The organism is Luteimonas cucumeris (assembly GCF_007830035.1).
Lineage (GTDB): Bacteria > Pseudomonadota > Gammaproteobacteria > Xanthomonadales > Xanthomonadaceae > Luteimonas_C > Luteimonas_C cucumeris.
Genome location: NZ_VLKN01000005.1, coordinates 34,303 through 60,030 on the forward strand (window position 1 = coordinate 34,303; position 25,728 = coordinate 60,030).

Below are 25,728 nucleotides of genomic sequence, written 5' to 3' on the forward strand. Positions count from 1 at the left end.
CCTCCGCCGCTACGGATCCGGCGTCAGGCTGTTGGTGTAGCGCATCACCCGGCGGGTGATGCGCGCGCGGTCGCCGAAGTGCTGGTGGCTGCTGACGCGGAAGCGCATCGCGTGCTCGCGCAGGTAAAGGTCGAGCGAGGCGGTGTCGCGCAGCACGAACTGCACGCACATCGCATGCATGCCCGCTGGCGGCGCCGGTACCAGCACGTTATGGATGTGCGCACCGAGAAAGCCGGGCAGCGACACCATCTCGCGCACGTAGGTATCCATCCAGCCGCGATAGGCCTGCGCCAGCGCGACGTCGACCTCGACGTTGACCTCGTAGACGATCTGCCCCGGAATTGTCGCCTGGCTCATCGGCCGCTCACATCCACACCAGGCTGAACAGCGTGGTGAACACCGCACCGGCGGTCAGCAGCATGAAATAGCAGAAGCCGAGCACGCAGTACTTGAGCAGCGTCATCGTCCAGCCCTGCGCATACACGCGCTTCTGCATCAGCAGCAGATAGACCGGCATCCAGATCCACACTACGGACTCGACAAAGCCGAATGCAGCGCGCAACGGACCGTCGCTCGGTGCCAGCCAGTTCTGTAACGACATGGTCAGGAACATCAGCAGCAGCGCCAGGCACAGGAAGGCGTGGCTGTGCAGCGCCACGATCAGGTGCTCCATGTACAGGCGCCGCTTGAACACATAGAGAATCTTCAGCATCAGCGCGAACAGCGGCAGCAGGATGAACAGCGTCGACGGCACCGCGCTGAGCATCGCGTCCTTGAACAGCTCCGGATCCTCCTTCATGCGCTTGACGTTCTTCATGCCGCGCCCGACCTGCGCGTTGATCCAGTCGTTGGCGAACTGCGGCAGCCACGACACCGTCAGCGGGTTGGTCTTGGCATCCCAGGGCTTGCCGTTGAAGGAGATAGGATCGTCGTCCTTGTCGACCGCCTTGGCCGCGGTGCCGCCGGCAGGCGCCTGCTGTCCGCGCAGTTCGGCGATGCGCGCGCTGGCTTCGGCACGGATCGCCGCCTCGCCGGCATTGATGCCGGGAATGCCGGCCGCCGCGGGCGTGCCTTCCATCTCCTTGCGCGCCTTGGCCATTTCAGCCAGTGCCTTGTCGCGCACCTTCTCGACTTCCTCGATCGTGGACGCCTGGCTGATGTCGTCGTCGCCGAAGTTGACGTTGTTGTCGAAGTCGACCGTGAACTGCGCGATGAAGAACGTCAGGATGCTGATGAAAACGAACAGCCGCACCGGACTGACGTAGCGCACGCGGTGGCCGGCGAAGTACTCGCGGGTGAGGTAGGCGGGCTTGGACAGCAGCGGCCACAGCGTGCGCGGCAGGCGCGAATCCAGGTTGAGCACGCTGTCGGCGAAGTCGCCGAGGATGCTGGAGAAATGCCGTACCAGTCCCTTCACCGGTTGGCCGCAGGCGTAGCAGTATTCGCCCAGCAGCGCGCGGCCGCAGTTCTCGCAGTCGCGGTGCGCAGGCGTGGCGGCGGCATCAGCCGACATTGGCGGAGTGAGGGGTGTCTGGGTATCGGTCATCGGCGGCGCCCTTGCTGGACCACGATCGATTCGCAACGCATTCGCATCGGATGCGCCGAACCTTTGTTCCCGCCTCGCCGACGCGCATGCGTGGACGCAAACGGGAAGGCACTCGAACGGTGGGGTGCTATAAGATAACGTTCAGCCGCGACCCGGCGCCAGCGCATGCCTCCCATTCGCGCGGCCGCAGTCGCCAGGTTCTCTTCCCCATGTCGCATTCCACGCCCGTGCCGGCGCGCTTCGGCGCCGAAGTGCGCACCTCCGCGAAGCTTGCCGCGCCGCTGGTGGCCGGGCACCTGTCGACCGGCCTGATCGGTTTCGTCGACAGCGTGATCGCCGGCCACCATGGCACCGACACGCTCGCCGCGGTCGCGGTCGGCACGGCGCTGTTCTGGTTGCCGATGATGATTCCGATGGGCACGCTGATGTCGTTGCCGCCGTCGGTGTCGCAGCTCGACGGCAGTGGTCGCCGCAGTGAGATCGGCCCGCTGTTCCGGCAGGCGCTGTGGCTGGCCGCGGCACTGGGCGTGGTCCTGTTCGCGTTCCTCAGCGTGGTCGTGCATGCGCTGGAACCGATGGGCATCGCGCCGGAGATCCGCCCCGGCGCAACCGCGTTCCTGCACGGCATCCGCTGGGGCATCCCGGCGCTGACGTTGTTCTTCTGCATGCGCTATCTCAGCGACGGCCTGCATTGGACGATGCCGACGATGCTGCTGGGCTTCGGCGGTCTGCTGCTGCTGGTTCCGCTTGGCTACGCGTTGACCTACGGTTTCGGCGGGCTGCCGGAACTGGGCGCCGGCGGCCTCGGCATCGCCTCGGCGATCATGATGTGGTCGCAGGCGATCGCGTTCGCGATTTACCTGAAGCGTTCGCGACGCTTCGCCGATCTCGGGCTGTTCGTGCATTTCGAAGGTCCGCGCTGGCCGCCGATCCGCAATCTGCTCGGCACCGGCCTGCCGATCGGGATCACGGTGGCGATGGAAGGCGGACTGTTCATTACCACCGCATTGCTGATCGGCAGGCTCGGCGACGTGCCGGTGGCCGCGCACCAGATCGCGATCAACGTCGCCAGCCTGTGTTTCATGGTGCCAATGGGCCTGGCCGAGGCCACCACCGTGCGTGTCGGCCATGCGCTGGGTCGCGGCGATCGCGATGCGCTGCGTCGCGCCGCGTTCGCCGGTTACACGATCGTGCTGGCCACGCAGCTGATGTCGGGCCTGGTGCTGCTGACCGGCAACGATCTGATCGTGTCGCTGTATACCGACGATGCCGCGGTCGCGGCGCTGGCGGCGACGCTGCTGCTGTATGCAGCCGCGTTCCAGTTTCCCGACGGCATCCAGGTGCTGTCGGCCGGCGCGCTGCGCGGACTCAAGGACACCCGCGTGCCGATGTTCCTGGCCGCATTCGCCTACTGGGGCCTGGGCATGCCGCTTGGCGCCGGGCTCGGGCTGTGGCTGGGCTGGGGACCCAAGGGCATGTGGATCGGCCTGATCGTCGGCCTGTCCGCGGCCGCGGTGCTGCTGTGCAGCCGTTTCCTGCGTTCCTCGCGCGTCGCGCCGATGGTGCAGGAAGGCGCAGTGACCAATGAGGCATGAAACGCTTACATGGTTGCGGCTAAGCTGGAGCCCGATCCAGGGCTGAGGGCCCGGGCCGGGCGCTGGAAGCGCACGCGCCTTCAGTTTCCGCCCTCGGTCCCCAGCCCTTAGCCCGAGAGTAAGCAAGTCATGAACGAAGTCCGCCGTCGCGGCCCGATTGCCCGCGTCTTCATCGGCATCTGGGATGCGATGAACTTCACGCGCCGGTTGATCTTCAACCTGCTGTTCTTCTTCCTGCTGCTGCTGTTCCTGATCGCGCTGGGTGCCGGCGACCGGGTCAAACCGCTGGCCGAGCGCACCACGCTGGTGATCGCGCCGCAGGGGCGGCTGGTCGAGCAGTACAGCACCGATCCGTTCTCGCGTGCGCTGGCCAAGGCGATGGGCGACGACCGCGCCGAGGAAGTGCAGCTGCGCGACCTGCTGCGTGCGCTCGATGCGGCCAAGGACGACAAGCGCGTCGAACGCGTGCTGCTGCGCGTCGACGAACTGCAGCCGACCGGTTACGCGCAATTGCGCGAAGTCGCCGCGTCACTCGCGCGACTGCGCGCGACGGGCAAGCAGGTCGTGTCCTTCGGCGAGCAGTACGGGCAGGCGCAATACCTGCTGGCCGCGCAGGCCGACGAGGTCTACCTGGATCCGATGGGCAGCATGCTGCTCGAAGGTCTGGCCAGTTATCGCCAGTACTACCGTCGCGGCCTGCAGGACAAGCTTGGCGTCGACGTGCACCTGTTCAAGGTCGGCGAATACAAATCCGCCGCCGAGCCGTTCATCCTCGACGCCGCATCGCCGGAAGCCAAGCAGGCCGACCTGTTCTGGATGAACGACGTATGGCAGCGCTATCTGGCCGACATCGCCCAGGTGCGCAAGCTCAGCCCGCAGCAACTGGCCGCCGGCATCGACACCATGCCCGAGGGCATCGCCGCCGCCGGTGGCGACCTGGCGCGTTACGCGCTGCAGCAGAAACTGGTCGATGGCCTGAAGACCGAGGAACAGGTCGACGAAATGCTGGCCAAGCGCGGCGTGGTCGACGAGGACGCCGAGGGTGGATTCCGCCAGGTCGACCTGGGCGGCTATCTCAAGCAGATCGACAGCCGCATCGCCGCGGTCGACGAACGTCCGCAGGTCGCGGTGGTCGTGGCCGAAGGCGAGATCAGCGGCGGCGAACAACCGCCGGGCCGCATCGGTGGAGAAACCACCGCGGCGATGCTGCGCATGGCGCGCGACGAGGACAAGGTCAAGGCGGTGGTGCTGCGCGTGTCGTCGCCGGGCGGCGAGGTGTTCGCATCCGAACAGATCCGCCGCGAAGTGGTCGCGCTGAAGGCGGCCGGCAAGCCGGTGGTGGTGTCGATGGGCAACGTGGCGGCCTCCGGTGGTTACTGGATCAGCATGAACGCCGATCGCATCTACGCCGATCCGTCGACGATCACCGGTTCGATCGGCATCTTCGGCCTGTTCCCGACCCTGCCGCGCGCACTGGACAAGATCGGCGTGCGCACCGACGGCGTGTCCACCACGCGTTTCGCCGGCGCCTTCGACATCACCCGCGCGTTGGATCCGGATGTCGGCCAGGTGATCCAGTCGGTGATCGAGAAGGGTTACCACGATTTCACCGGCAAGGTCGCCGAGGCGCGCAAGCGCAGCGTCGAGCAGATCGACGAAGTCGCGCGCGGCCGTGTCTGGACCGGCGCGCAGGCCAAGGAACGCGGGCTCGTCGACGCGTTCGGCGGCATCGATGCCGCCGTCTCCGACGCCGCGCGACGCGCCAGGCTAGGCAAGCCCGGCGAATACCGCACGCAGTACATCGACGGCCTGACCACGCCGTTCCAGCGCTGGTTCACCGGTTTCGCGGAAAGCCGCGTCGGTGCGGCCATGCTCGGCGATTCCGGCCTGGCACGTGGCCTGCTCGCGCGCGTGCTGCCGCAGGCGCAGGACGACCTGCGCTTCATCGAGGCGGCGCTGCAGCCGGGCCCGGGCCTGCGGGTCAAGGCGCTGGCGTATTGCTTCTGCGGCTTCTGATTCCGCGAACAATTCGCTTTTCTGCCGTCTGGCCATATCGACTTTATGCAAGCGGCTGTGGCTGTAGAAGTTGGCTGTTGGCACGAACATCAGCGATCCGAGCCACCCCCTGAACCCGGAGGGCGGCGGTCATGGATGGCCGCCGCCCTACGGGTCAATGAAGTGACGCGGAAGGCTGCTGCTTCGAACGACAACGGCGAGCGTGCTGTTATTTAGCTGATGCTCTAGCCGTCATCCCCCGCGTCCTTCGACAGGCTCAGGATGAGCGGGGCGGGGGATCCAGTGACTTTGCCGTGCTGCGCCGCAATCGCTTCACGACTGTCACGCACAACGCCGCGACAGCTCAGGTCCCGACACTACCCACCCGCCGCATCGATCGCCGCGCGCTGCTGGACTGCTGCGTCCTGCACGGTCTGCTCCACGGCCTTGGCCTTGTCGATCGGTTGCTGGATCGCGTCGCGCAGTTGCGTGTGTTGCGCCTGCGGTTCCGGCGGGCGTTCGGTCGGTGGTGGTTCGGGCTGGCGGCAGCCTGCAAGCGCAACGATTGCCAACGACAGCGCGCAGAGATGGACCGGCAAAGCCATGGCGGCGTCCTCGATGGGCCTGGCGCTATGCTACGCCCAACGATGCAGGCGAGACGAACATGGATCCGAACCGCTGGCGGCTGGACGGACAACTGGCGCTGGTCACCGGCGGCAGCGCCGGCATCGGTCGTGCCATCGCGCGCGAACTGCTCGGCCTCGGCGCGCGAGTGTTGATTGCCGCGCGCGACGGCAACGCACTGGAATCCGCGCGCGATGAACTGGCCGACGAATTCCCCGACGGCGAGATCCGCGGCCTGGTCGGCGACGTCGCCGACGACGAGCAGCGCCGCGAGATCCTGGACTGGGTCGAGGACCAGGGCGAAGGCCTCAACATTCTGGTCAACAACGCCGGCGGCAACCTCACGAAAAATGCCAACGACTACACCGAGGACGAGTGGCGGCAGATCTTCGAGGTCAACCTGTTCTCGGCGTTCGAACTGTCGCGCTACGCCTATCCGCTGCTGACCCAGCATGCGGCGTCGAGCATCGTCAACGTCGGCAGCGTGTCCGGCCTCACCCACGTGCGTTCCGGCGCGCCCTATGGCATGAGCAAGGCGGCGATGCACCAGATGACGAAGAACCTCGCCGTCGAATGGGCCGAGGACGGTGTGCGCGTCAATGCCGTCGCGCCGTGGTACATCCGCACCCGTCGCACCTCCGACAAGCTCGCCGATCCCGACTACCTCGACGAAGTGCTGCTGCGCACTCCGATTGGCCGCATCGGCGAACCCGAGGAAGTCGCCGCCGCGGTCGCCTTCCTGTGCCTGCCGGCGGCCAGCTACATCACCGGCGAATGCATCGCGGTGGATGGCGGATTCCTGCGTTACGGATTCTGATCCGAACAGGGCATTCACGCGCCGCCCTTGCAGGTCCATTCGCGCGACTGATCGTCTGGTCGGACGCGCGCCGACTTGCCTTGGGCTTGTCCGAAGGCGGCATCGATCAAGGTAATTCACGTCGATGTAGCGTGGAACTTGTTAAGTATCGCTGGTAAAACGTTCCAGACCGGACGATGTGGGGGTGGCGACGAAAGGCCGCGCCGCAGGCATCCGTCGCGGTTTTTTCCCTCCTGCATCCAGCAACCGTAAGGAAGCCAGACATGCAAGGTCACGATGATGGGGTCAGGCTGACCCGACGCGAAGTACTGGTCGCGGGCGCGACAGCGGTTGCCGCCAGTGGTGTTCCCGGCGCTTTCGCGCTTGCGGCCGACGCGACGGCGCCGCAGGCAGCCAGGGCGCCGGTGGTGTCCGGGGTGTCGTTCACCGTCAACGGCAAGGCGCATACGCTGGAGGTCGACACGCGCACGACTCTGCTCGATGCCTTGCGCGAGCACCTGCACCTGACCGGCACCAAGAAAGGTTGCGACCATGGCCAGTGCGGCGCCTGCACGGTGATCGTGGGCGGCCGTCGCATCAACGCCTGCCTGTCACTGGCGGTGATGCACGAAGGCGACGCGATCACGACGATCGAAGGCCTGGGTACGCCCGGGAAGCTGCATCCGATGCAGCACGCTTTCGTCAAGCACGACGGCTACCAGTGCGGCTACTGCACGCCCGGACAGATCTGCTCGGCGGTGGCGGTGCTGGACGAGATCAAGGCCGGCGTGCCGAGCCATGCCAGCGCCGACCTGACCGCCGCGCCCCGGATCACCGCGGACGAGCTGCGTGAACGCATGAGCGGCAACCTCTGTCGCTGCGGCGCGTATTCCAACATCGTCGATGCGATCACCGAAGTCGCGGGACAGCGCGCATGAGGGCCTTCAGCTACGAGCGAGCCAACTCGCCCGCCGCGGCCGCGGCGGCCGCCGCGCGCACGCCGGGCGCGCGTTTCATCGCCGGCGGCACCAACCTGCTCGACCTGATGAAGCTGGAGATCGAAATGCCGGCGCACCTGATCGATGTCAACGGACTGCCGCTCGACCGGATCGAACAGACCGATGAAGGCGGACTGAGGATCGGTGCGCTGGTGCGCAACACCGACCTGGCCGCGGACCGCCGCGTGCGTCGCGATTACGCGGTGCTGTCGCGCGCGCTGCTGGCCGGCGCCTCCGGCCAGTTGCGCAACAGGGCGACCACCGCGGGCAACCTGCTGCAGCGCACGCGTTGCCCGTACTTCTATGACACCGCCCAGCCCTGCAACAAGCGCTTGCCCGGCAGCGGCTGCGCGGCGATCGGCGGCTTCAGCCGCCAGCACGCGATCATGGGCAGCAGCGAGGCCTGCATCGCGACCCATCCCAGCGACATGGCAGTGGCGATGCGCGTACTCGATGCCACGGTCGAAACGGTGAAGCCGGACGGCAGCACGCGCAGCATTCCCATTGCCGACTTCCATCGCCTGCCCGGCGACACGCCGCAGGTCGAGACCACGCTGGCGGCCGGCGAACTGATCACTGCGGTGACCTTGCCCCAGCCGGCCGGCGGAAAACACTTCTATCGCAAGGTGCGCGACCGCGCGTCGTATGCCTTCGCCCTGGTTTCGGTGGCAGCGGTGGTGCAGCGCGACGGCAGCGGCCGCATCGCGTTGGGCGGCGTGGCGCACAAGCCATGGCGCGATGAAGCCGCCGAGACCGAATTGCCGCGTGGCGCCAGGGCCACCGCCGCACGCCTGCTGGCAGGCGCGAGGACCACCGAACACAACGCCTTCAAGGTGCCGCTGGTCGAACGCAGCATCGCCGCGGTACTGGTGGATGCAGGAGCGCAGGCATGAGATTCGATACCCCCGCCACCACCAATCCGATCGACCAGCTCAGGGTCATTGGCAAGCCGACCGACCGCATCGACGGGCCGTTCAAGACCACCGGCACCGCGCCTTATGCCTACGAGCGCCATGACGTGGTGCCGAACCAGGCCTACGGCTACGTTGTCGGCGCGACGATCGCCAAGGGCCGCATCGCATCCATCGACACCAGCGTCGCGCAGAAAGCGCCGGGCGTGCTTGCGGTGGTCACCGCGCGCAACGCCGGCAAGCTGGGCAAGGGCAATTTCAACACCGCGCACCTGCTCGGCGGGCCGGAGATCCAGCACTACCACCAGGCGATCGCCCTGGTCGTCGCCGAGACCTTCGAGCAGGCGCGCGCTGCGGCGCAGCTGGTGCGCGTCGACTATCGCCGCACGCAGGGCCGGTTCGACCTGGCGCGTGCCAGGGATTCAGCGGTCGTGCCCAAGAGCGATCCGGATACCGGCGCAGGCGATTTCGACACCGGCTTCGCGAATGCGCCGGTGCAGATCGACGTCACCTACACCACGCCCGACCAGTCGCACGCGATGATGGAACCACATGCGTCGATCGCAGCCTGGAACGGCGACGAACTGACGGTGTGGACCTCCAACCAGATGATCAACTGGGGCAAGCAGGACATGGCGCGGACGCTGGGCATCCCGTCGGAGAAGGTGCGCCTGGATTCGCCTTACATCGGTGGCGGTTTCGGCGGGAAACTCTTCCTGCGCGCCGACGTGCTGCTCGCCGCGCTTGGCGCGAGGGCGGCGAAGCGTCCGGTCAAGGTCGCGCTCACCCGGCCGCTGATGATCAACAACACCACCCACCGGCCAGCGACGATCCAGCGCATCCGCATCGGCTGTGACCGGGACGGCAAGATCCAGGCGATCGCCCACGAGAGCTGGTCCGGCGATCTTCCCGGTGGCGGTCCCGAGGTCGCCACCCAGCAGACGCGCTGGCTTTACGCCGGTCCCAATCGCAGGTGTGCGTTGCGGCTGGCGACGCTGGACCTGCCCGAAGGCAATGCGATGCGCGCGCCCGGCGAGGCGCCGGGGATGATGGCGCTGGAAGCGGCGGTGGACGAGATGGCCGAGAAGCTCGGCATGGATCCGGTGGAATTCCGCATCCGCAACGACACCCAGGTGGACCCGGAACGGCCGGAGCGACCGTTCTCGCAGCGGCAACTGGTCGAGTGCCTGCGCACCGGCGCGGACAGGTTCGGCTGGGACAGGCGCAACCCGAAGCCGGCCCAGGTCCGCGATGGCCGCTGGCTGGTCGGCATGGGCGTGGCCGCGGCCTTCCGCAACAACCTGGTGATGAAATCGGGCGCGCGCGTGCGCCTGGACGGTCGCGGCATCGTCACGGTCGAGACCGACATGACCGACATCGGCACCGGGTCCTACACCGTCATCGGCCAGACCGCGGCGGAGATGATGGGCGTGCCGCTGGAGCGGGTGGTGGTGAAACTCGGCGATTCCAGCTTCCCGGTGTCGGCCGGTTCGGGCGGGCAGTGGGGCGCGAACACATCGACGTCGGGTGTGTTCGCGGCCTGCATGAAACTGCGCGAAACGGTGGCAGGGAAGCTGGGCGTGGATGCGGCCACGGCCGAATTCGTCGACGGCCAGGTGCGCGCCAACGGTCGCAGCCTGTCGCTGGCCGACGCGGCCAGCGACGGCGAACTGGTTGCCGAAGACAGCATCGAATTCGGCGATCTCGACAAGAAGTTCCAGCAATCCACGTTCGGCGCGCATTTCGTGGAAGTGGGCGTGGACGCGTACACCGGCGAATGCCGCATCCGGCGCATGCTTGCCGTCTGCGCCGCGGGCCGCATCCTCAATCCGAAGTCGGCACGCAGCCAGGTGATCGGCGCGATGACCATGGGCGCGGGCGCGGCGCTGATGGAGGAGCTGGCCATCGACCAGCGCCTGGGCTTCTTCGTCAACCACGACCTGGCCGGCTACGAAGTGCCGGTGCATGCCGACATCCCGCATCAGGAAGTGATCTTCCTCGACGAGACCGATCCGATTTCCTCGCCGATGAAAGCCAAGGGCGTGGGCGAACTGGGCATCTGCGGCGTCGGCGGAGCGGTGGCCAACGCCATCTACAACGCCACCGGCGTGCGCGTACGCGACTATCCGATCACGCTGGACAAGCTGATCGGGAAGATGCCGGCTGTCGCATGAGGCACGGCGGAGCCGGTCGCGATGGATGAGCCGCAGGCGACGTCAGGCGCGGCCGCGGCTGCCATGACCGAGCCGGTGCCGGACGTCGATGGCAATGCCATCGTGGACATCGCTACGCCCGCGTTCCTTGCGGCCGGGAATCCACGTCCTGTGGTGCAGGCCACGATCGCGGCGGCACGGCGCGGCGATGCGGCGACGCTGGCGCTGGTGCTGGAAACGCAAGGCTCCACGTATTCCCATGCCGGCGCGATGGCCCTGTTCGCATCCGCGATGCAGGAGGGCTGGCTGAGCGGCGGTTGCCTGGAACCGGAACTGGCGCGGCGCGCGGCACAGGCCGCCGCCGAGGGCCGCGTCGAATGGATCGAGATCGACACCCGCGACGATGCGCACCTGTTTTCCGGATCCGCGCTCGGCTGTCGCGGCAGGTTGCGTATCGCACTGCTGCCGCTGGCCGCGATGCCGCACGTCGATGCGCTGCTGGAGGCGTGGCTGGCGGGCGGCGTGCCGCTGCAACGCGTGCTGACCGGCGACGGTCATGTCGCATTGCAGGCAGGCGATCTCGCGGAGACGTGGCAATTGCCGACGTCACGCCCCGAATGGGCACCCGACGCCCACGGTTGGTCATTGCCGCTGGCGCCGATGCCGGAAGTGCTGGTGCTGGGTGCCGGACCTGAAACGCCGGCGCTGCTCGACCTGCTGCGCGACCTCGGCTGGCGCACCAGCCTGGCCGAAGCGCGCGAGCGCTGGCGCGACGCCTTCGCGCACGCCGACATGCAATACGAATCAGTGTCCGAGGCGCTTCGACAACAGCAGCGCTACGCCGCGGCACTGGTGATGCACCACAGCTTCGAGCGCGACCGCGATGCGTTGGACATGCTCGCGGCCACGCCGATTCCGTTCATCGGCCTGCTTGGCCCACCACGGCGCCGCGACGATCTGTTCAAGCTGCTCACCTCCTCTCGGTGCGCAGCGCTCAAGCCACGGCTGCATGCGCCCGTGGGTCTCGACCTCGGTGGACAGGGACCGGAAGCCATCGCGCTGAGCATCGCCGCGCAATTGCAGGCGTGGCGTGCGCAGGCCGGCGCGTGACGGACCCGCACATCGCCCTGGTCCTGGCGGCCGGCGGCAGCACCCGGCTCGGCCGGCCGAAGCAGCTGCTCACGCGCGATGGCGAGACACTGGTGCACCGGACCGCACGTCTGGCCTCGGAAACCGGCGCGTCGCGCGTGCTGGTGGTCGTCGGCGCGGCACGCGAGGCGATCGAAGCCGAGTTGCGCGACATGACGTGCGAACTGATCGTCAACCCGGACTGGCAACAGGGGTTGGCCAGCAGCCTGCGCGCCGCGGCGCCACGCGTGCTGGCGTCCCGATTAAAGGTGCTCATCGCCGGCTGCGATCAGCCGGCACTGGAAGCCGCCCACCTGCGCGCACTCCTGGAAGGCGCGTCCGCGATGTCGTCCCGATGCGCGGCGACGCATTACGACGACGCACTCGGCGTGCCCGCGGTGATTCCATGGGACTGGTTCGAGCGGATGGAACTTCAAGGCGATCGCGGCTTCGGAACGAGGCTGCGGGAACTGCAGGCCGGATCGCTGTTCGTCCTGGAATCGCCTGCGCTGGCACTCGACATCGACACCCAGGACGATATCGACGCGGCGATTGCCACGGGATGGCTGGACCCGGCGAACGGATCGACGATCCACCGCAAGGATTGAGCGCTTGTGGCCGGCAGCAGACCTGCGTTGCGGGCCTCATGCGGATTTGCGTGTCGCCATCGACCGATGGCGAGCGTTGCCCGCCTAGAGCGCGGGCATCAGATCGCGGGTGAGCAGCTTGAACGTCAATGCATGCGGTTGCCGTTCGTTGTAGTTGGTCGTGGTGATCACCACGACGGCCTGCTTTTCGGGTAGCAGGAACACGGCATTGCCTCCCGCTCCGGCCATCGTCGGAGCGGTGATGACGGCGTTGCCGTAGGGAATCTTCATCAGCCACCACAGGTAGCCATAGTCGGCGTCCTCGCGCGCGGTCGCCTGCGCGGACAGGGATTGGCGGACCCATTCCTCGGGCACCACCTGGCGCCCGCCAGCGCGGCCGCCATCCAGGTACAGCTGTCCGAGCTTCCACAGATCACGCGTGCGCAGGCCCAGCCCGCCGCCAGCCTGGGCCAGGCCCAAGGGCGAGAACTGCCAGGCCGGCGCCGCGATGCCCAGCGGATCGAACAGGCGACGCTGCGCATAGGCCTGCAGCGGCTCGCGCACCGCCGCCTGCACGACCTCGCCCAGGGTGGTCACGCCGGCGGTGCAATAGCGGAAGCTGCGACCATGGGGCGAATCGGCCGGCTTGGGCATCCAGGCCGGAAAGCCCTGCACCGGCAGGTCGGCGTAGAACTGCACCCAGTCCTCGACCAGGTACATCCGCTCCTCGTTGCCCCGGGAGAACTGGTTCTCGTCGTTGCATTCGACGATGGAGGACATCGTCAGCAGGTCCTCGACGTCGATGGCGTCCTTGCGCGCATCCGGATTCAGCATCTTCTGCCGGCGTGAAACGGGAAGGACATCGAAGATGCGGGTGGAGGCCCCGGCCAGGTGGCCATCGGCGATGGCCAGGCCGGCCAGCATTCCCGCGACCGTCTTCGTTACCGAACGCGTGTTCCGGCGTCCCTCCGCACCTTCCGCATCGAAATAATGTTCGTAGACGATCTTGCCGTGCCGGGCGACCAGGATGCTGGTGATCGCCTTGAACTCGCCTTGCTCGACCGCTTTCTGCGCCTGCTCGAAGCTGGCGGCATGGGCGGTGGCCGCGGTCAACAACGTCGCGGCCAAGCTGAAACAGGTCACTGCTCGATTCATCGGACTCCCCTTGGTCCGACAACGCTATCACCGCGCGAGGCGGGCATCTTGTATCCGCGAAACCTCGACGCGACCCAGCGCCAGCCGGCGGAATGCGCCGGGCGTCATGCCGAACTCGGCAACGAAACAGCGGTGCAGATGGCTTTCGTCGACAAAGCCCAGCGTCGACGCAGCGCGCGACAGGGTGCGCCGCTGGGCGATGAGCGAAACCGCCTTGTGGAGCCGGCGCTTGCGCAGGTAATCGCTTGGTGCGATGCCGTAGCGCTTGCGAAACGCCCGCGCCAGATAGACCGGATGGAAATCGGCGATCGCCGCGAGTTCCTTGAGCGTAGGCGGTGCGTCCGAGTCGTCCTCGAGCCGATCCAGCACGCGTTGCAGCGGATGACCGGCGCCCATCGCGGCCGGTTTCGAAGGCGCGTCCGCCAACAGTTCGCTGAAGATCGATTCGATCGCCAGCGGCGAGCTGCTTTCCCAGCCCCATACCTCGCGCAGCAGTCGCATCGACCGCGCCAGCGACTGGCGGGGCAGTCGCACGGACTTGTCGCCGATGCGAACGCCATCGCAAAGTCGTTCGTACGCGGCAGCGGGCATGGTCAAGGTGAGAAACAGGCCGTGACGCGAGCGGAAGCGGTCGCGATGCTCCGTTCCCGGCGGGTTGAGGACAAGTGCGGGCTCGGCACAGACCGCAGGCATGCCTGAAGCGTCGCTCACGTAATGTCCGGCAAGCAGCAGCACCAGATGCATGTCGGCATGCTGGTGCCGGTGGATATCGTGTTCGGGAATGGTCGGGCGCAGCTGCGCGATCGCGAGTTCGTGCGTCGCCTGCTGGCACAACGCAAGACCTCGTACACCGATTTCGGTTGCGCGCGGGGCGTGGCTCGACATGATGGTGTCCTGCGGATGGCTCAGAATGCCATGCGCAGCATGGCCGGGGTAAGGTCATCGGATGCAGCCGGGGTTTGCCTCAACTCATGCAAAAAAACCGACGCGCTGCGCTTATCGGGCGACATCCCGTGAGAGCGGTGGACGCAGTCATCAAAGGCATGGCGTCGTTGGCCTGCCGAAGATTGCATGGAGCCTCGCAAGCCAGGCGCCACCGCTCACGCCATGCACACGCGGTTGGATAACACGGACATCCCGCTACCCGAGATGACCGTGAACAGACTATTCCTGCTTGCCGCCACCGCGCTGATAGCCGGCGCGCCGCTGGCGTCGCATGCGCAAGCCGCCATTTCGATGTTCAACGGCACCTGCCCGGGCGGCCTCGAGATCCACGCCGACGAAGGCGGACCGGTCTACGTCAACGGCCGCGAAACCAGACTGCAGCGGTTCAACGACAAGTACATCGAGGCTCGCGACGCGGGCAGCAGCGTCACGTTGTCGATCACCCGCTCGCCCGATGACTCGCTCGCCGTGTCGTACACCGGCAAGGGCGGCGCCAATGGCGTGTGCTCCATTGCAAACTCATCAAGTTCCGAGCCGGCATCGACCAATGGCAGTCCCGACCCCGAGGTGACCTGCGAATCGCGCGGGCAAGGACAAAACGAATGCGACATGGACACGCGCGGCGACATCCGGCTGGTGCGCCAGCTGAGCAAGACGCCGTGCGTGCAGGGCCAGAACTGGGGTCTCTACCACCATTCGGTCTGGGTCAAGGACGGTTGCCGTGCCGTGTTCCGCAACATGTCCGGCGGCGGCCATCCGTCGCACCACTCATCGGCAGCCATCGGCCCCGGCGCCGAACTGCTCGGCGCCTGCAACACCAGGGCCGGCGACAGCGGCGCCCTGATCACGCGGGTGCCCGTCAACGAGGACGTGACCGAGCTGATCGTCGATTACCCCGATGGCCGCTACCTGTCATGGCACGCAACGACGGCATGGTGCTGTCGTTGACCCGGATCCGGGCCAGGTAATCCGATCGACAGGACTTGGGGACCGTAGGCCGGGTTGGTTTCATCAACCCAGCGCATGCGGCTTGGGGGTGCCGGGTTGGTGGAGCCAACCCAACCTACAGCCGGGCTTGATGGCCGAATTCGGCCATCATCGGAACCACGGCGAGGCGTTCTAGCAGGCGTTCGGTGTCACCCGGACGGCGAATGTCACGTCGAATCCGCCGCGATGGTCGCGTATCGTCCTGGAATACGCTGTTGCCGGCACCTGCACCACATGGATGGCGCCCGGCGTGCGCGCGGGAACCAGCGCCGCGACCAGGCGTTCGCCCGGGTTGCCGCATACGCGTAGGGTTTTCGTCGACTCTCGGGACACGCTTGTCCGCGCCGAGCTCGAGAAGTCCGAACGAAACAGTACGAAAGGCACCACGGATGGCGCACTGGCGGACGGTGTCGCCGTAATCTCGATCAGATGACTTCGACTCGCACCGCGCTGGCAGGGCGTACCGGCGATATGCAGCGTGTTCTCCGCGCTGTCCCGTCCCACCCAGTTGCCAAGCAGCCGCCCGGAAGCCACGTAACTCGGATCCAGATCGCGCGACAGGTGCAGCAGGCGACACCATTCATGCCGGGTCGCTAGTTTCGCGTGATGCCTGGCCTGGGCCCAGTCACCATCGCCGCCGCCGTCCAGATTCATCCGTCCTGCGCCGTCGAAGTTGCGGGAACTCGTGCCTTCGCTGCGCGAGTCGCCGTGACGCAGGCACACGTTCTCCGCGCTGGAGATGTTGCAGCTCTCCGCAACGAGCGGGCACCGCTGGTCGCCCGGATGACGCGGCGCCCCCGATGTCATCAGGCCGCGGTACTCCCTGGGCTGCGGCGTGCTGATGATGCCGCGTGGATCCCTGACGATCGGAACGGCGGAAGACACCTTTCCGTCGGCATCGACGGGCAGACGTACGCTGAGAGGTTTCTGGGCGTCTCCTTCGACATAAGCGACGTCATCAAACAGAATCGAATACGGCGTCGGCAAGGTCCACAGGCCCAATCCGGAATCCAGCAGGCGACCGCGGATGCCCAGGCCCTGCGGCGGCGTCGGGATCCAGTTCGAATGCGAATAGAAGTCCTGGACGCCATGCAGGATGTGTCCGAACAGGCGCGCCGCACGGTTGGGGTCGTCCGCGCTCGGCGATCGCAGCGCGCCGACCACCTCCTCGTAACGCAGATTGATGTACGCCGCGCTGTCGCGGAAGCGGCAGTTCTGCGCATGCCGCTCGGCCAGGTTCTCCGCGGCATCCTCATCCTCGTCGAGATTGCCGGCGACGATGGTGTCCAGCACATTCCCGGCCATGAACGGAAACGCGTTGCGCGTAATCCGCTCGTGGATGCCGCTTCCGAACGCCGGCGCCTCACGCATCCCGCCGAGCATCCCTGCGATCAGGATGGAAAGGGCCATGCCGACGGGAACCGCCGTCTTCGACCTGGAAGCGTGCATCTTGGACCCTCGCCGTGGCTTGTTGTCAGCGAACGGCGGCCATGGCGTCTTGCGGCCATCGGGCATGCCTATGCGCTTGCCACCACAGTCGCGAGAGCCGGCACACAGTGTGCGTAGGGCGCAATAAGCGAAGCGCATTGCGCCGCATGCCATCTGAAGGTCACGACTCCGGCGCATTACGCCTGCGGCTAATGCGCCCTACGGAACTATGCCAGTCATCAATCCCTGCAGCGGCTTCCACATGAAGTGCGACGACGCCGGGCACAGGCCGGAAAACTGGGCCGTGCTGGCGACGCCGCGCGGCGCGTTGCCGCGTTCGGCCGCGGCATAACCGTGGCCGATAAAGAATTCCGATGCATCGGTGGTCAGCAGGTACAGCGCGGCATGGCCGAGTTCGCGCGCGCGCTGCTCGGCCACGGCCACCAGTGCGGTGCCCAGCCCTCCTCCACGCGCCTCCGCGTCCACCGCGAGCGAGCGCAGCAGCGCGGCATCCCCGCAGTCCTCGATGGCGACGCAGCCGAGCAGACGGCCGCCATCGATCGCACCCAGAAACCTTGCGCGGGCCTGGTCGAGATCGGCGGTGGGCAGGCTGTTCGCGCGCAGCAGGCGGGCGACGGATTCATCGAAATCGATCGGGTGGATCCGATACACGATCACCTCGCCTGGATGGCGCGCCGAGCGCCGTCGCAGTACCACGCGCGGCTCGCGTTGACGATGGCCACCACCGACAGCATCACCGGTACTTCGATCAGCACGCCGACCACGGTGGCCAGCGCGGCGCCGGACTGGATGCCGAACAGTCCCACGGCCGCAGCCACGGCCAGTTCGAAGAAGTTGCTGGCACCGATCAGCGCGGACGGGCCGGCCACGTCGTGGGCCACGCCCAGGCGCCGGTTGAGCAGATAGGCCAGCCCCGAGTTGAAGTAGACCTGGATCAGGATCGGCACCGCGAGGATGGCGATGACCAGCGGCTGCTCGATGATCTGCCGGCCCTGGAAGCCGAACAGCAGCACCAGCATGGCCAGCAGTGCGACCAGCGACAGCGGCGAAAGCCTCGCGAGCAACCGCTGCAGTCGCGCCTCGCCGCCGCGGGCCAGGATCCAGCGGCGCAGGCCCATCGCCACGGCCATCGGCACCAGGATGTACAGGCCCACCGACAGCGCCAGCGTGTCCCAGGGCACGGCGATGGAGGACAGGCCCAGCAGCAGCGCCACCAGCGGCGCGAATGCCACCACCATGATCGCGTCGTTGAGCGCGACCTGGCTGAGGGTGAAGTTGGCGTCGCCGCGGCACAGGTGGCTCCACACGAACACCATCGCCGTGCACGGAGCCGCCGCCAGCAGGATCAACCCGGCCATGTAGGAATCGATCTGGTCGGCCGGCAGCCAGTCGACGAACACGTGCTTCAGGAAGAACCAGCCGAGCAGCGCCATCGAGAACGGCTTCACCGCCCAGTTGATGAACAGCGTTACGCCGATGCCGCGCCAGTGCCGGCCCACCTGGCGCATCGCGCCGAAGTCGACCTTCAGCAGCATCGGGATGATCATCAGCCAGATCAGCACCGCCACCGGCAGGTTGATCTTCGCCACTTCCCACGCGCCCATCCGCGCGAAGGCACCCGGAAATGCGTGGCCAAGACCGGTGCCGACCAGGATGCACAGGGCGACCCATGCGGTCAGGTAACGCTCGAACAGCCCCATGCGCGGTGCTGGCTCAGTCATGCGCCACCGCCTCGTCTTCCGGCTCGACGAAGCCGATCCGGTCCAGCGCATTCTTCAGGGCGGCGCGGTCTTCCCACACATTTGCCGGCAGGGCCAGCAGTGCGAGCAGGCGCGCCTTGACGATGCGATGCGCCTGGCGGAACGCCTCGCGTTTTTCCTCGTCGTCGCCTTGCACCGCGGCCGGATCGGGCAATCCCCAGTGCGTGCGCAAAAAGTCACCGAACACCACCGGGCAGGTTTCGGCCGCCGCCGAGTCGCAGACGGTCACCACCAGGTCCATCGGCGCCGCGTCCGCCGTGGCGAACTCGTCCCAGGACTTGCTGCGCAGGCCGGCGGTAGGGATGCCTTCGGCCGCCAACTGCTCCAGCGCAAGGCGATTGACCGTGCCGGTCGGCTGGCTGCCGGCGCTGAACACTTCGAAGCGATGGCCGGCCCAGGCGCGCAGCGTGGCTTCGGCCAGGACGCTGCGCGCGGAGTTGCCGGTGCACAGGAACAGGATGCGATGACGATGCGAATTCATGGCAGGCCTCAGCAGCAAGCCGACTGCGGAGCGCAGCAGGGCATGCCCTGTTCGACCTTGGGCTTCATCTCGCCGGGCTTCGGCGTGCAGGCGGCGCCATCGGTCGCGCAGGCGGCATCGCCGGCGTGGTAGGTGGTGGCGTCGCCCAGCGTGTGGAAGGTTTCCCAGCGCGTGCCCTGCGGGTCTTCGGTCCAGTATTTGTCCGAGCGCGCGTAGCAGCAGATGGTGGCTTCTTCGGGGACGACACTGCCGCCGGCGGCATCGAGGCGCCGGCCCAGATCCTGCAGCGCATCGGCATCGGCGGCCTGGATGCCGAGGTGATCGATGCCCGGCGCACGACCGGTATTGGAGATGGCGAAATTCACGCGCGGATCGTCCAGCATCCATTTGGCGTAGTCGGGCTTGTGCACGGTCGGCGGCGCGGCGAACAGGTGGGTGTAGAAGCGGATGCCGGCGTCGAGGTCGGTGACATTGAGGTGTACGTGGAATCGGTTCATCGCGAGGCTTTCCTCTTGGGTGCGCAGGACTGGACGGGAGCACAGGTGGAAACACCGCCGCAGCAGTTCTCGGTCAGGTAGCCGAGCAGCGCGTCCATCTGCAGATAGTTGGCCCGCACGCGGATGACCCGGCCCTCGCGCTGGTCGTGGACCAGTGCAGCGGCGCGCAGGATGTTCAGGTGCGCGGTCAGCGTTGCCGCGGGGATGTCGAGCTGCTCGCGCAGCTCCCCCACCGCCAGGCCGTCGGGGCCGGCCTGCACCAGCAGGCGGAACGCGGCCAGCCGGGTCTCGTGGCTGAGCGCGGACAGTGACTTGAGTGCTGATGTTGTTTCCATATTTCCAGAATATATGAAATATAGAGGCCGTCAAGCCTTCGCGTGGTCATCGTCCTGCTTGACTGCGGGCGGCAGGATTTCAACCAGGACCGTAGGCTGGGTTGGCTTCATCAACCCAGCGCATGGCGGCAAGCGGATGCTGGGTTGGTGGAGCCAACTCAGCCTACAGCCGGGCGCTGGCGAGTGCGGTCGCGGCTGGAAGTTGCTTCCACAAGAAGCGCACGCGCTTCGCAATGCCGCTGGCGCTATCGGGAATCCGTTTCGGGTCTTCCGTAAGGCGCCGAAGGTCTTCCGGAAGCCGATTTTCGCCTTCGCGAATGCGGAATTCGTCTTCGCGATAACCCGGTTTGCTTTCCCGAAGGCGAAAACCGGCTTCGCGAAAACCGGATTCGCCTTCCGGAAGGCATAAATCGCTTTCGCGAAGGGTCGCCGTGGCTTATTCAATACCGCACAGGATTTCGCCGTATGGAAAAACGACAAACCGCCCGAAGGCGGCTTGGCGTGGAGATGCAGGTGGGTGCGATCAGCCGGCCGGCGGCTCGGCCGCGGCGCGGCGCGACTTGGCCCAGCGCGTGGCCAGTTCCTTGCGCAGCGCCTCCAGCCCGTGCGCGGCGCCGGACAGCTTGACCTGGTTGTAGCCGTCCAGCGCCACGTCCATCACGTCGCTGCCAAGCGCGGCGGTGGTGTCCTCCAGTCGGGTCAGCAGGCGCTGCATGCGTTCCTGCACCGGCTGCAGCCGATCGAAAGCCTGCAGGTCGACACCGGCACCGGCCAGGTCGAGGCTGGGCGGCACGATCTGCGGGTTCTGCTCCAGCACGCGCAGCGTCTGCCGCGCGAACACTTCCGACTTCGGCCCCATGTGCATCAGCGAGCGCCGCTCGCCGGGTTCCAGCGAGATCAGCCCCGGCAACGCGGCCTCGATCTGCGCCAGCCCCGCCAGCGCAGCGGCGACCTGTTCGTCGCTGACGATGAGGGTGATGAGGTTCTGCGACATGTCCTTCTCCTTGATGATTGGTCAGCCCTTCATGGGCGACGGCATCGTGGCGGCAACGCAGGTCGCGGTCTGTCGGTGGAGGGTGGGTTTGGGGGTAGGGATGTTCTGAGTGGGGTGTGGGCGTGGCTGTTCTCGACCAAAGGAAGCATCTAGCGTCTCAATGCACCAGTCGCTGCCTGATACAGCGCACGGCCGACATGCTCTAACGTCTCTGAGCGGACAGCCGCGTACTGCCAGTAGAGCGGCACGTCCAGCCAGCGCCCAGCCTCCAACATGACTACTCGCTTCGAGGAAAGTGCCGAGCTTATGAGCGTTTCCGGTGCGAGGCACCAGCCCAAGCCCAGAGCGGCGGCCTCAACAAAACCGGTCGATGTGGGCAAGTGATGGACCGGCGGAGCGATGCGAGCCTTGGAGATTCGCCGTATGAATCTCCATTGCAGGTCATCCTTTCGGTCAAAGACGATGAGTGGCGCGGCAGCCAACGCTTGCGCAGTCAGGCCATCGCTGAAATGCCTTTTGGCAAAGGCAGGCGATGCAATGGCGTGATAACGCATGCTTCCCAGGGAATCCACATTGCAGCCCTGGATTGGCTTGGACTGTCCCGTAACGGCGCCGAGCACCGTGCCGTCGCGGAGCATTTCCTGTGTGTGGTCCTGGTCGCCCACCCGCACATCGAACAGGTAGCCGTGAGCGTGATGGAGCCGCGCCAATCCCTCGAGGACCCATGTCTGTAACGAGTCTGCATTGATGGCGATCGGGATTGCTCGGACTGCGGCGTCACTGGCTGGCAGGAAGTCAGCCATAGCCTCGTCTTCCAGAACCTGCATAGGGCGGACGCGTCTCAGCAAGCGCTCCCCCGCCGGCGTCGGTCGGCATGGCAACTGACGCACCACGAGGGCCTGTCCCAGCCGATCCTCCAACGCCTTGACGCGCTGGGAGATGGCTGACGACGTCACTGACAGACGCTGGGCGGCTCCTTCAAAGCTGCCTTCTTCCAGTACCGCCGCAAAAGCGGCGAGTTGCGGATGCAGAAGGTCCATAACGAGACCTCGGATTAGAAGCTCTAAGGATGATAAAGAATTATTAGATGGTCAGAAGCAGATGGTTACGGCAGCCTCCTGCCTCCAGAAGATATGGAGCAGTTTCATGTACATCACGGCCGCACTCGCCGGCTTCGCTGCAAGCGCAGGCCTGATCATTGCTATCGGTTCCCAGAACGCGTTCGTGCTTCGGCAGGGACTGCTTCAGCGGAACGTCGGGCTAGTCGTGGCGACCTGCGCATTCGGCGATATCACGCTGATCCTTAGCGGAGTCCTCGGGGTCGGCGCGGTGATCCGGGAGTGGCCTGCGCTCCTGCAGGTTCTGCGATTCGGCGGAGCAGCATTTCTTGCGGTCTACGGCGTGTTGGCCGCGCGACGCGCATGGGCCGGCACGGGCGGCCTAGCGCCTGATATGGGCAGCACAAGCTCACGCCGCGTGCTACTCGCGTGCCTTGCCTTTACGTTCCTCAATCCACACGTCTATCTGGACACGGTGATTCTGCTTGGGGGACTGTCGAGCCGCTATGCAGGCGTAGCACAGTGGGCATTCGCGGCCGGCGCATGCGTGGCGAGTGTCGCGTGGTTCTCGACCCTCGGTTACGGCTCGCGGCTTCTCTTGCCGGTGTTCAGAAGCTCGCGTGCATGGCGAGTGCTTGACGGCTTTGTCGCGCTGTTCATGCTTGGGCTTTCCTTGTTGCTCCTCCTGCGCCCGATTGATTGATAAAGCCTGCCTCGAATCGGAGCTTCCATGTATCTACCGCAACTTTTTGCTGAATCCTGCCCTGAGCAGCTGCATCGCATCATCCGCGAGCACCCCTTGGGCATGCTCGTTACCCACACGGGCACCGGGCTTGACGCCAACCACTTGCCGTTCGTGCTCGACCCAACCCGCGGACCTTCGGGAACCTTGCTGGCGCACGTGGCGCGGGCGAACCCCATTTGGAAAGAAGTCCCGAATGGCGAACGCGTGCTGGTCGTCTTCCGCGGCGTTCAAGGCTACATCTCGCCCAACTGGTACCCCAGCAAGCATGAAACGCATCGGCATGTACCCACATGGAATTACGAGATCGTCCATGCCCATGGACGCATCAGCGTCTTTGACGACGAAAAGTTCGTCCGGGGCATGGTCGCGAAATTGACGCGACAGAGCGAAGCCAACGAACCACGACCTTGGAAGATGAGAGACGCCCCCGCGGATTACCTGGCCGGAGAGCTGAGTCAGATCGTAGGCATCGTGATCGAACTCGACCGCGTCGAAGGGAAGCGCAAGCTCAGCCAGAATCGCGACGCCCGGGACTTTGAGGGGACGGTTGGCGCCTTGGACGAGCGCGGCAATTCATCGCTGGCCGCAGCGATGAGGCGCAGTCGGATTTCGACGGATGAAAGCCCATGAATGACCGCCTCAACGTACCGCTTGCTCGTAGGCGCAATAAGCGAAGCGCATTGCGCCGCATGCCATCCGAGGTCGCGGCATCCGGCGCATTACGCCCGTGGCTGATGCGCCCTACAACATCGACGAAACCCGTCAGCGGCCGCACACGCTTGCATCCACCACGCCCTTGATACGTTCCAACTCGGCCGTTGCTGATTCGGTCTGCCCTTGCGCGGCGTTCTGCACGGCTGCTTCCGCATCGCGCAGGCGCTGCTGCCAGGCATCGCAGAGCCTGTCATCGGCAACGGGTTCGCAGCGGTCCTGAATCATTTCGCAGGCCTGGCCGGCGCCGGTGTCGGGGTTGCCATCCAGGCCAAGCGCCTGCAGGGCCAGGCAGCGGCGCGGCGGTTCGGCGCTGTCGGCGAAGTAGGTGTCGTTGCCCTGGTAGCCACAGCGGTACAACGTCGGTGGCGGGCCGCGTTCGGGGACGGGCGCGGCTGCGTCGGTGGCGGTCGTTGCTGCCGTGGCGTCGGCGGTCGGCGCGGGGTCGACGGACGTCAGTACCGTCAGTGGCGCTGCGGCAGAGGGCGCGGCGGCGGTTGCCGGAATCGCATCGGTCGCGGCTGGACTTGTATCGACGGGTGGCGGTGGCGCCTCGACCACGTGCTTTTCCTGCCGATGGCCTTTCGGGCAGGGCACGTCGTTCTGCAGCGTCACCGCGCCGGCGGCATCGGTGCAGCGGTACATGAAGATGCGTTGTGCGCCGGCGAGGTCGCTGGCCAGGATCGCCAGCACGGCGAATGCAATCCGTAGCATCAGTCGGTTCCGCAGTCGTTGCGCATGCGCGCGATCAGGGCGCGCTCTTCTTCGTCGAGCACGGCGCGTTCGCTGGGCATGGCGTTGAGGTAGCGACGCTTGATCTCGTAGCGACGATCGTTGAGGCGCGCGCAGACTTCTTCCTGCGGCAGCGGATGGCATTCGTCGGCGATGACGGTACCCGAGCTGTAGAGGGCGGGATTCACCGGGCGTGGCCGCGTCGGCGGGCCGATGTCCGGCGGTCGTATCGGCCGGCTGACCACCAGGCCTTCGCTGCGGATCGTGCGTCGCGACCACGAGGGATAACCCAGCGTCCACAACGGCACCCAGCGCGGATTGCCGGCGTCGGTGTCGCTGGTGTAACGCTCGCCGTCGGGCGTGACGCATTCGTACAGCGGACGCGGCGGATTGACGGTCACGTAGCGTACTTCCGGTGGCGGCGGCGCAGGTGTCGGCGCCGTTTCCACCTGCGCGGCCGGACGTGGCGGCGGATCCCGCGGGCGCTGGAAGGTGCGGGTCTGCTGCACTTCGCCCGGCGCGCAGGGCGTATCGCGCAAGGTCAGCTTGCCCTTGGCGTCGACGCAGCGGTATAGCGTGATCTTGTCGGCAGCGTCGACCGCAGGCAGGGCCAGCAGCGTGCTGGCGAGGACGAGGGCATGCCATGGGCGCATGGCCGTATCTTGCGCGCAATGGCGGGTGTCGGGAAGGATCGCGCAGAGGCGTTTGCACGTACGTGCTCCAGTCCTGTCATCGCGAGCCCTTCGACAAAGCTCAGGGCAGGCTCCGCGAGGGACCTGTTTTTTTCCGGCAAGACATCAGGTCCCTCGCTGCGCTCGCGATGACATTGGGATTATCCGGGTGGCCCCTTGCGCAACGGGACGAGTATCAGACGCGCAGTTCCGCGCCGGTAAGGGCGTCGCGGATCGGCGTCGGTCGCGCAAGGCCGCCGGTGTCGCCGTCGACGATGCCATCGATCGATGCCAGCAGCGCGGGATCGAATTCCGACAACGCGCGCGGTGGCGCTTCGCCGCCGGGATTGGCGCTGGTCGACACCAGCGCGCCGCAGAAGGCGTCACATAGGGCGATCACGAGCGGGTGCGCACTGACGCGCACCGCGATGCCGTCATGTGCGCCGGTGATCCAGCGCGGCGCGTTCGCGCTGGCCGGCATCGCCCAGGTGTGCGCGCCGGGCCAGGACGCCAGCACTTCGGCGAGGCGTTCGGCGGGCAGTGCGGACAGATCGAGGAAGGGACGCAGCTGGTCGAGATGCGCGGCGATCAGGATCAGGCCCTTGTCGAGCGGGCGCTGCTTGATCGCCAGCAGCCGCAGCACGGCGGCCTCGTTGCGCGGATCGCAGCCCAGGCCCCAGACAGCCTCGGTGGGGTAGGCGAGGATGCTACCGTTCATAAAGGCGGTGGCGGCGTCGGCGAGGGACAAGGATTGCGACATGGCTAGACGCTTCTTCTGCTCTTGGCCGTCATTCCCGCGAAAGCCGGGATCCAGCTCTTCGACATGTGGCTGAAAAGCTGGATCCCGGCTTTCGCCGGGATGACGATCTGACTAT

29 protein-coding genes are annotated in these 25,728 nt (G+C 66.5%); 13 read left to right on the top strand and 16 right to left on the bottom strand.

Annotated features, from left to right (window positions below; translation table 11 throughout):
* Positions 1-9: 9 nt before the first annotated feature.
* Both IP90_RS11035 and IP90_RS11040 read right to left on the bottom strand, forming a co-directional pair.
* Positions 10-357 carry a DUF4286 family protein gene (locus IP90_RS11035; RefSeq protein ID WP_144899709.1) on the bottom strand — a complete coding sequence of 116 codons (348 nt, stop codon included), beginning with the start codon at positions 355-357 and terminating at the stop codon, positions 10-12.
* A 7-nt stretch (positions 358-364) separates the two neighbouring features.
* On the bottom strand, positions 365-1,513 hold the full coding sequence (locus tag IP90_RS11040) for a DUF3667 domain-containing protein (protein WP_206751913.1): 1,149 nt from the start codon (positions 1,511-1,513) through the stop codon (positions 365-367).
* Between the two features lie 242 nt (positions 1,514-1,755).
* On the opposite strand from IP90_RS11040, the gene IP90_RS11045 reads away from it, so the two are divergent.
* Together IP90_RS11045 and sppA are read left to right on the top strand one after the other, a co-directional pair.
* Positions 1,756-3,141 (top strand): MATE family efflux transporter, encoded by a 1,386-nt coding sequence (locus tag IP90_RS11045; RefSeq protein WP_144899711.1) that lies wholly within the window; start codon positions 1,756-1,758, stop codon positions 3,139-3,141.
* A gap of 129 nt (positions 3,142-3,270) precedes the next feature.
* Positions 3,271-5,157, top strand: a complete 1,887-nt coding sequence (gene sppA / locus IP90_RS11050) for a signal peptide peptidase SppA (protein ID WP_144899712.1) — start codon at positions 3,271-3,273, stop codon at positions 5,155-5,157.
* A 356-nt stretch (positions 5,158-5,513) separates the two neighbouring features.
* On the opposite strand, the gene IP90_RS11055 is transcribed toward sppA, so the two are convergent.
* Positions 5,514-5,741, bottom strand: a complete 228-nt coding sequence (locus tag IP90_RS11055; RefSeq protein ID WP_144899713.1) for a hypothetical protein — start codon at positions 5,739-5,741, stop codon at positions 5,514-5,516.
* A 59-nt stretch (positions 5,742-5,800) separates the two neighbouring features.
* On the opposite strand from IP90_RS11055, the gene IP90_RS11060 reads away from it, so the two are divergent.
* The 6 genes from IP90_RS11060 to IP90_RS11085 all read left to right on the top strand — a co-directional run bounded on the left by IP90_RS11060 (position 5,801) and on the right by IP90_RS11085 (position 12,354).
* The gene (locus IP90_RS11060) at positions 5,801-6,577 is read left to right on the top strand and encodes an SDR family oxidoreductase (RefSeq protein WP_144899714.1); all 777 of its coding nucleotides are present in this window, start codon (positions 5,801-5,803) and stop codon (positions 6,575-6,577) included.
* A 263-nt stretch (positions 6,578-6,840) separates the two neighbouring features.
* Positions 6,841-7,494, top strand: coding sequence for an aldehyde dehydrogenase iron-sulfur subunit PaoA (paoA, locus tag IP90_RS11065; protein ID WP_144899715.1), 654 nt, complete (start codon positions 6,841-6,843; stop codon positions 7,492-7,494).
* The gene (locus IP90_RS11070; RefSeq protein WP_144899716.1) at positions 7,491-8,447 is read left to right on the top strand and encodes an FAD binding domain-containing protein; all 957 of its coding nucleotides are present in this window, start codon (positions 7,491-7,493) and stop codon (positions 8,445-8,447) included. The genes paoA and IP90_RS11070 overlap by 4 nt, the downstream gene beginning before the upstream one ends.
* Positions 8,444-10,639 (top strand): aldehyde oxidoreductase molybdenum-binding subunit PaoC, encoded by a 2,196-nt coding sequence (gene paoC / locus IP90_RS11075; RefSeq protein ID WP_144899717.1) that lies wholly within the window; start codon positions 8,444-8,446, stop codon positions 10,637-10,639. The genes IP90_RS11070 and paoC overlap by 4 nt, the downstream gene beginning before the upstream one ends.
* 21 nt (positions 10,640-10,660) lie before the next feature.
* Positions 10,661-11,728: an XdhC family protein gene (locus tag IP90_RS11080; protein WP_144899718.1), complete on the top strand. Its 1,068-nt coding sequence runs from the start codon at positions 10,661-10,663 to the stop codon at positions 11,726-11,728.
* Complete coding sequence (locus IP90_RS11085) at positions 11,725-12,354, top strand: nucleotidyltransferase family protein (RefSeq protein WP_242007561.1); 630 nt, start codon at positions 11,725-11,727, stop codon at positions 12,352-12,354. Before IP90_RS11080 ends, IP90_RS11085 begins: the two co-directional genes overlap by 4 nt.
* Positions 12,355-12,438: 84 nt before the next feature.
* Here the strand turns inward: IP90_RS11085 and IP90_RS11090 are convergent, their stop codons facing one another.
* Positions 12,439-13,476, bottom strand: coding sequence for a serine hydrolase domain-containing protein (locus IP90_RS11090; protein ID WP_242007562.1), 1,038 nt, complete (start codon positions 13,474-13,476; stop codon positions 12,439-12,441).
* Between the two features lie 39 nt (positions 13,477-13,515).
* Positions 13,516-14,232: a helix-turn-helix transcriptional regulator gene (locus IP90_RS11095; RefSeq protein ID WP_158635330.1), complete on the bottom strand. Its 717-nt coding sequence runs from the start codon at positions 14,230-14,232 to the stop codon at positions 13,516-13,518.
* Between IP90_RS11095 and IP90_RS16625 the strand changes: the two genes are divergently transcribed.
* Together IP90_RS16625 and IP90_RS17005 are read left to right on the top strand one after the other, a co-directional pair.
* On the top strand, positions 14,203-14,505 hold the full coding sequence (locus IP90_RS16625) for a hypothetical protein (protein ID WP_158635331.1): 303 nt from the start codon (positions 14,203-14,205) through the stop codon (positions 14,503-14,505). The genes IP90_RS11095 and IP90_RS16625 overlap by 30 nt on opposite strands.
* Positions 14,506-14,643: 138 nt before the next feature.
* On the top strand, positions 14,644-15,381 hold the full coding sequence (locus IP90_RS17005; protein ID WP_242007563.1) for a DUF3011 domain-containing protein: 738 nt from the start codon (positions 14,644-14,646) through the stop codon (positions 15,379-15,381).
* A gap of 171 nt (positions 15,382-15,552) precedes the next feature.
* On the opposite strand, the gene IP90_RS11105 is transcribed toward IP90_RS17005, so the two are convergent.
* The 6 genes from IP90_RS11105 to IP90_RS11130 form a co-directional block, all read right to left on the bottom strand.
* Positions 15,553-16,935, bottom strand: coding sequence for a hypothetical protein (locus tag IP90_RS11105; RefSeq protein ID WP_144899722.1), 1,383 nt, complete (start codon positions 16,933-16,935; stop codon positions 15,553-15,555).
* 132 nt (positions 16,936-17,067) lie between these two features.
* Positions 17,068-17,520, bottom strand: coding sequence for an arsenic resistance N-acetyltransferase ArsN2 (arsN2, locus tag IP90_RS11110; protein ID WP_158635332.1), 453 nt, complete (start codon positions 17,518-17,520; stop codon positions 17,068-17,070).
* A 2-nt stretch (positions 17,521-17,522) separates the two neighbouring features.
* Positions 17,523-18,569 (bottom strand): ACR3 family arsenite efflux transporter, encoded by a 1,047-nt coding sequence (gene arsB, locus IP90_RS11115; RefSeq protein ID WP_144899958.1) that lies wholly within the window; start codon positions 18,567-18,569, stop codon positions 17,523-17,525.
* 13 nt (positions 18,570-18,582) lie between these two features.
* Complete coding sequence (locus IP90_RS11120; RefSeq protein WP_144899724.1) at positions 18,583-19,110, bottom strand: arsenate reductase ArsC; 528 nt, start codon at positions 19,108-19,110, stop codon at positions 18,583-18,585.
* Between the two features lie 8 nt (positions 19,111-19,118).
* Positions 19,119-19,607 (bottom strand): ArsI/CadI family heavy metal resistance metalloenzyme, encoded by a 489-nt coding sequence (locus IP90_RS11125; RefSeq protein ID WP_144899725.1) that lies wholly within the window; start codon positions 19,605-19,607, stop codon positions 19,119-19,121.
* Positions 19,604-19,942 (bottom strand): ArsR/SmtB family transcription factor, encoded by a 339-nt coding sequence (locus IP90_RS11130; protein WP_144899726.1) that lies wholly within the window; start codon positions 19,940-19,942, stop codon positions 19,604-19,606. The genes IP90_RS11125 and IP90_RS11130 overlap by 4 nt, the downstream gene beginning before the upstream one ends.
* 13 nt (positions 19,943-19,955) lie before the next feature.
* Between IP90_RS11130 and IP90_RS11135 the strand changes: the two genes are divergently transcribed.
* Positions 19,956-20,351, top strand: coding sequence for a hypothetical protein (locus IP90_RS11135; RefSeq protein ID WP_144899727.1), 396 nt, complete (start codon positions 19,956-19,958; stop codon positions 20,349-20,351).
* Between the two features lie 114 nt (positions 20,352-20,465).
* Here IP90_RS11135 and IP90_RS11140 read toward each other — a convergent pair whose 3' ends face one another.
* Positions 20,466-20,936 carry a hypothetical protein gene (locus IP90_RS11140; protein WP_144899728.1) on the bottom strand — a complete coding sequence of 157 codons (471 nt, stop codon included), beginning with the start codon at positions 20,934-20,936 and terminating at the stop codon, positions 20,466-20,468.
* A gap of 149 nt (positions 20,937-21,085) precedes the next feature.
* Positions 21,086-21,976, bottom strand: a complete 891-nt coding sequence (locus tag IP90_RS11145) for a LysR family transcriptional regulator ArgP (protein WP_144899729.1) — start codon at positions 21,974-21,976, stop codon at positions 21,086-21,088.
* 106 nt (positions 21,977-22,082) lie between these two features.
* On the opposite strand from IP90_RS11145, the gene IP90_RS11150 reads away from it, so the two are divergent.
* Both IP90_RS11150 and IP90_RS11155 read left to right on the top strand, forming a co-directional pair.
* On the top strand, positions 22,083-22,697 hold the full coding sequence (locus IP90_RS11150; RefSeq protein ID WP_144899730.1) for a LysE/ArgO family amino acid transporter: 615 nt from the start codon (positions 22,083-22,085) through the stop codon (positions 22,695-22,697).
* Positions 22,698-22,724: 27 nt separating this feature from the next.
* Positions 22,725-23,369 carry an FMN-binding negative transcriptional regulator gene (locus IP90_RS11155; protein WP_144899731.1) on the top strand — a complete coding sequence of 215 codons (645 nt, stop codon included), beginning with the start codon at positions 22,725-22,727 and terminating at the stop codon, positions 23,367-23,369.
* A gap of 132 nt (positions 23,370-23,501) precedes the next feature.
* Here the strand turns inward: IP90_RS11155 and IP90_RS11160 are convergent, their stop codons facing one another.
* From IP90_RS11160 to tsaC, 3 genes are all read right to left on the bottom strand, one after another.
* On the bottom strand, positions 23,502-24,164 hold the full coding sequence (locus IP90_RS11160) for a DUF4124 domain-containing protein (protein ID WP_144899732.1): 663 nt from the start codon (positions 24,162-24,164) through the stop codon (positions 23,502-23,504).
* The gene (locus IP90_RS11165) at positions 24,164-24,835 is read right to left on the bottom strand and encodes a DUF4124 domain-containing protein (RefSeq protein ID WP_144899733.1); all 672 of its coding nucleotides are present in this window, start codon (positions 24,833-24,835) and stop codon (positions 24,164-24,166) included. Before IP90_RS11165 ends, IP90_RS11160 begins: the two co-directional genes overlap by 1 nt.
* A 214-nt stretch (positions 24,836-25,049) precedes the next feature.
* Positions 25,050-25,613, bottom strand: coding sequence for an L-threonylcarbamoyladenylate synthase type 1 TsaC (tsaC, locus tag IP90_RS11170; RefSeq protein WP_144899734.1), 564 nt, complete (start codon positions 25,611-25,613; stop codon positions 25,050-25,052).
* Between the last annotated feature and the right edge of the window lie 115 nt (positions 25,614-25,728).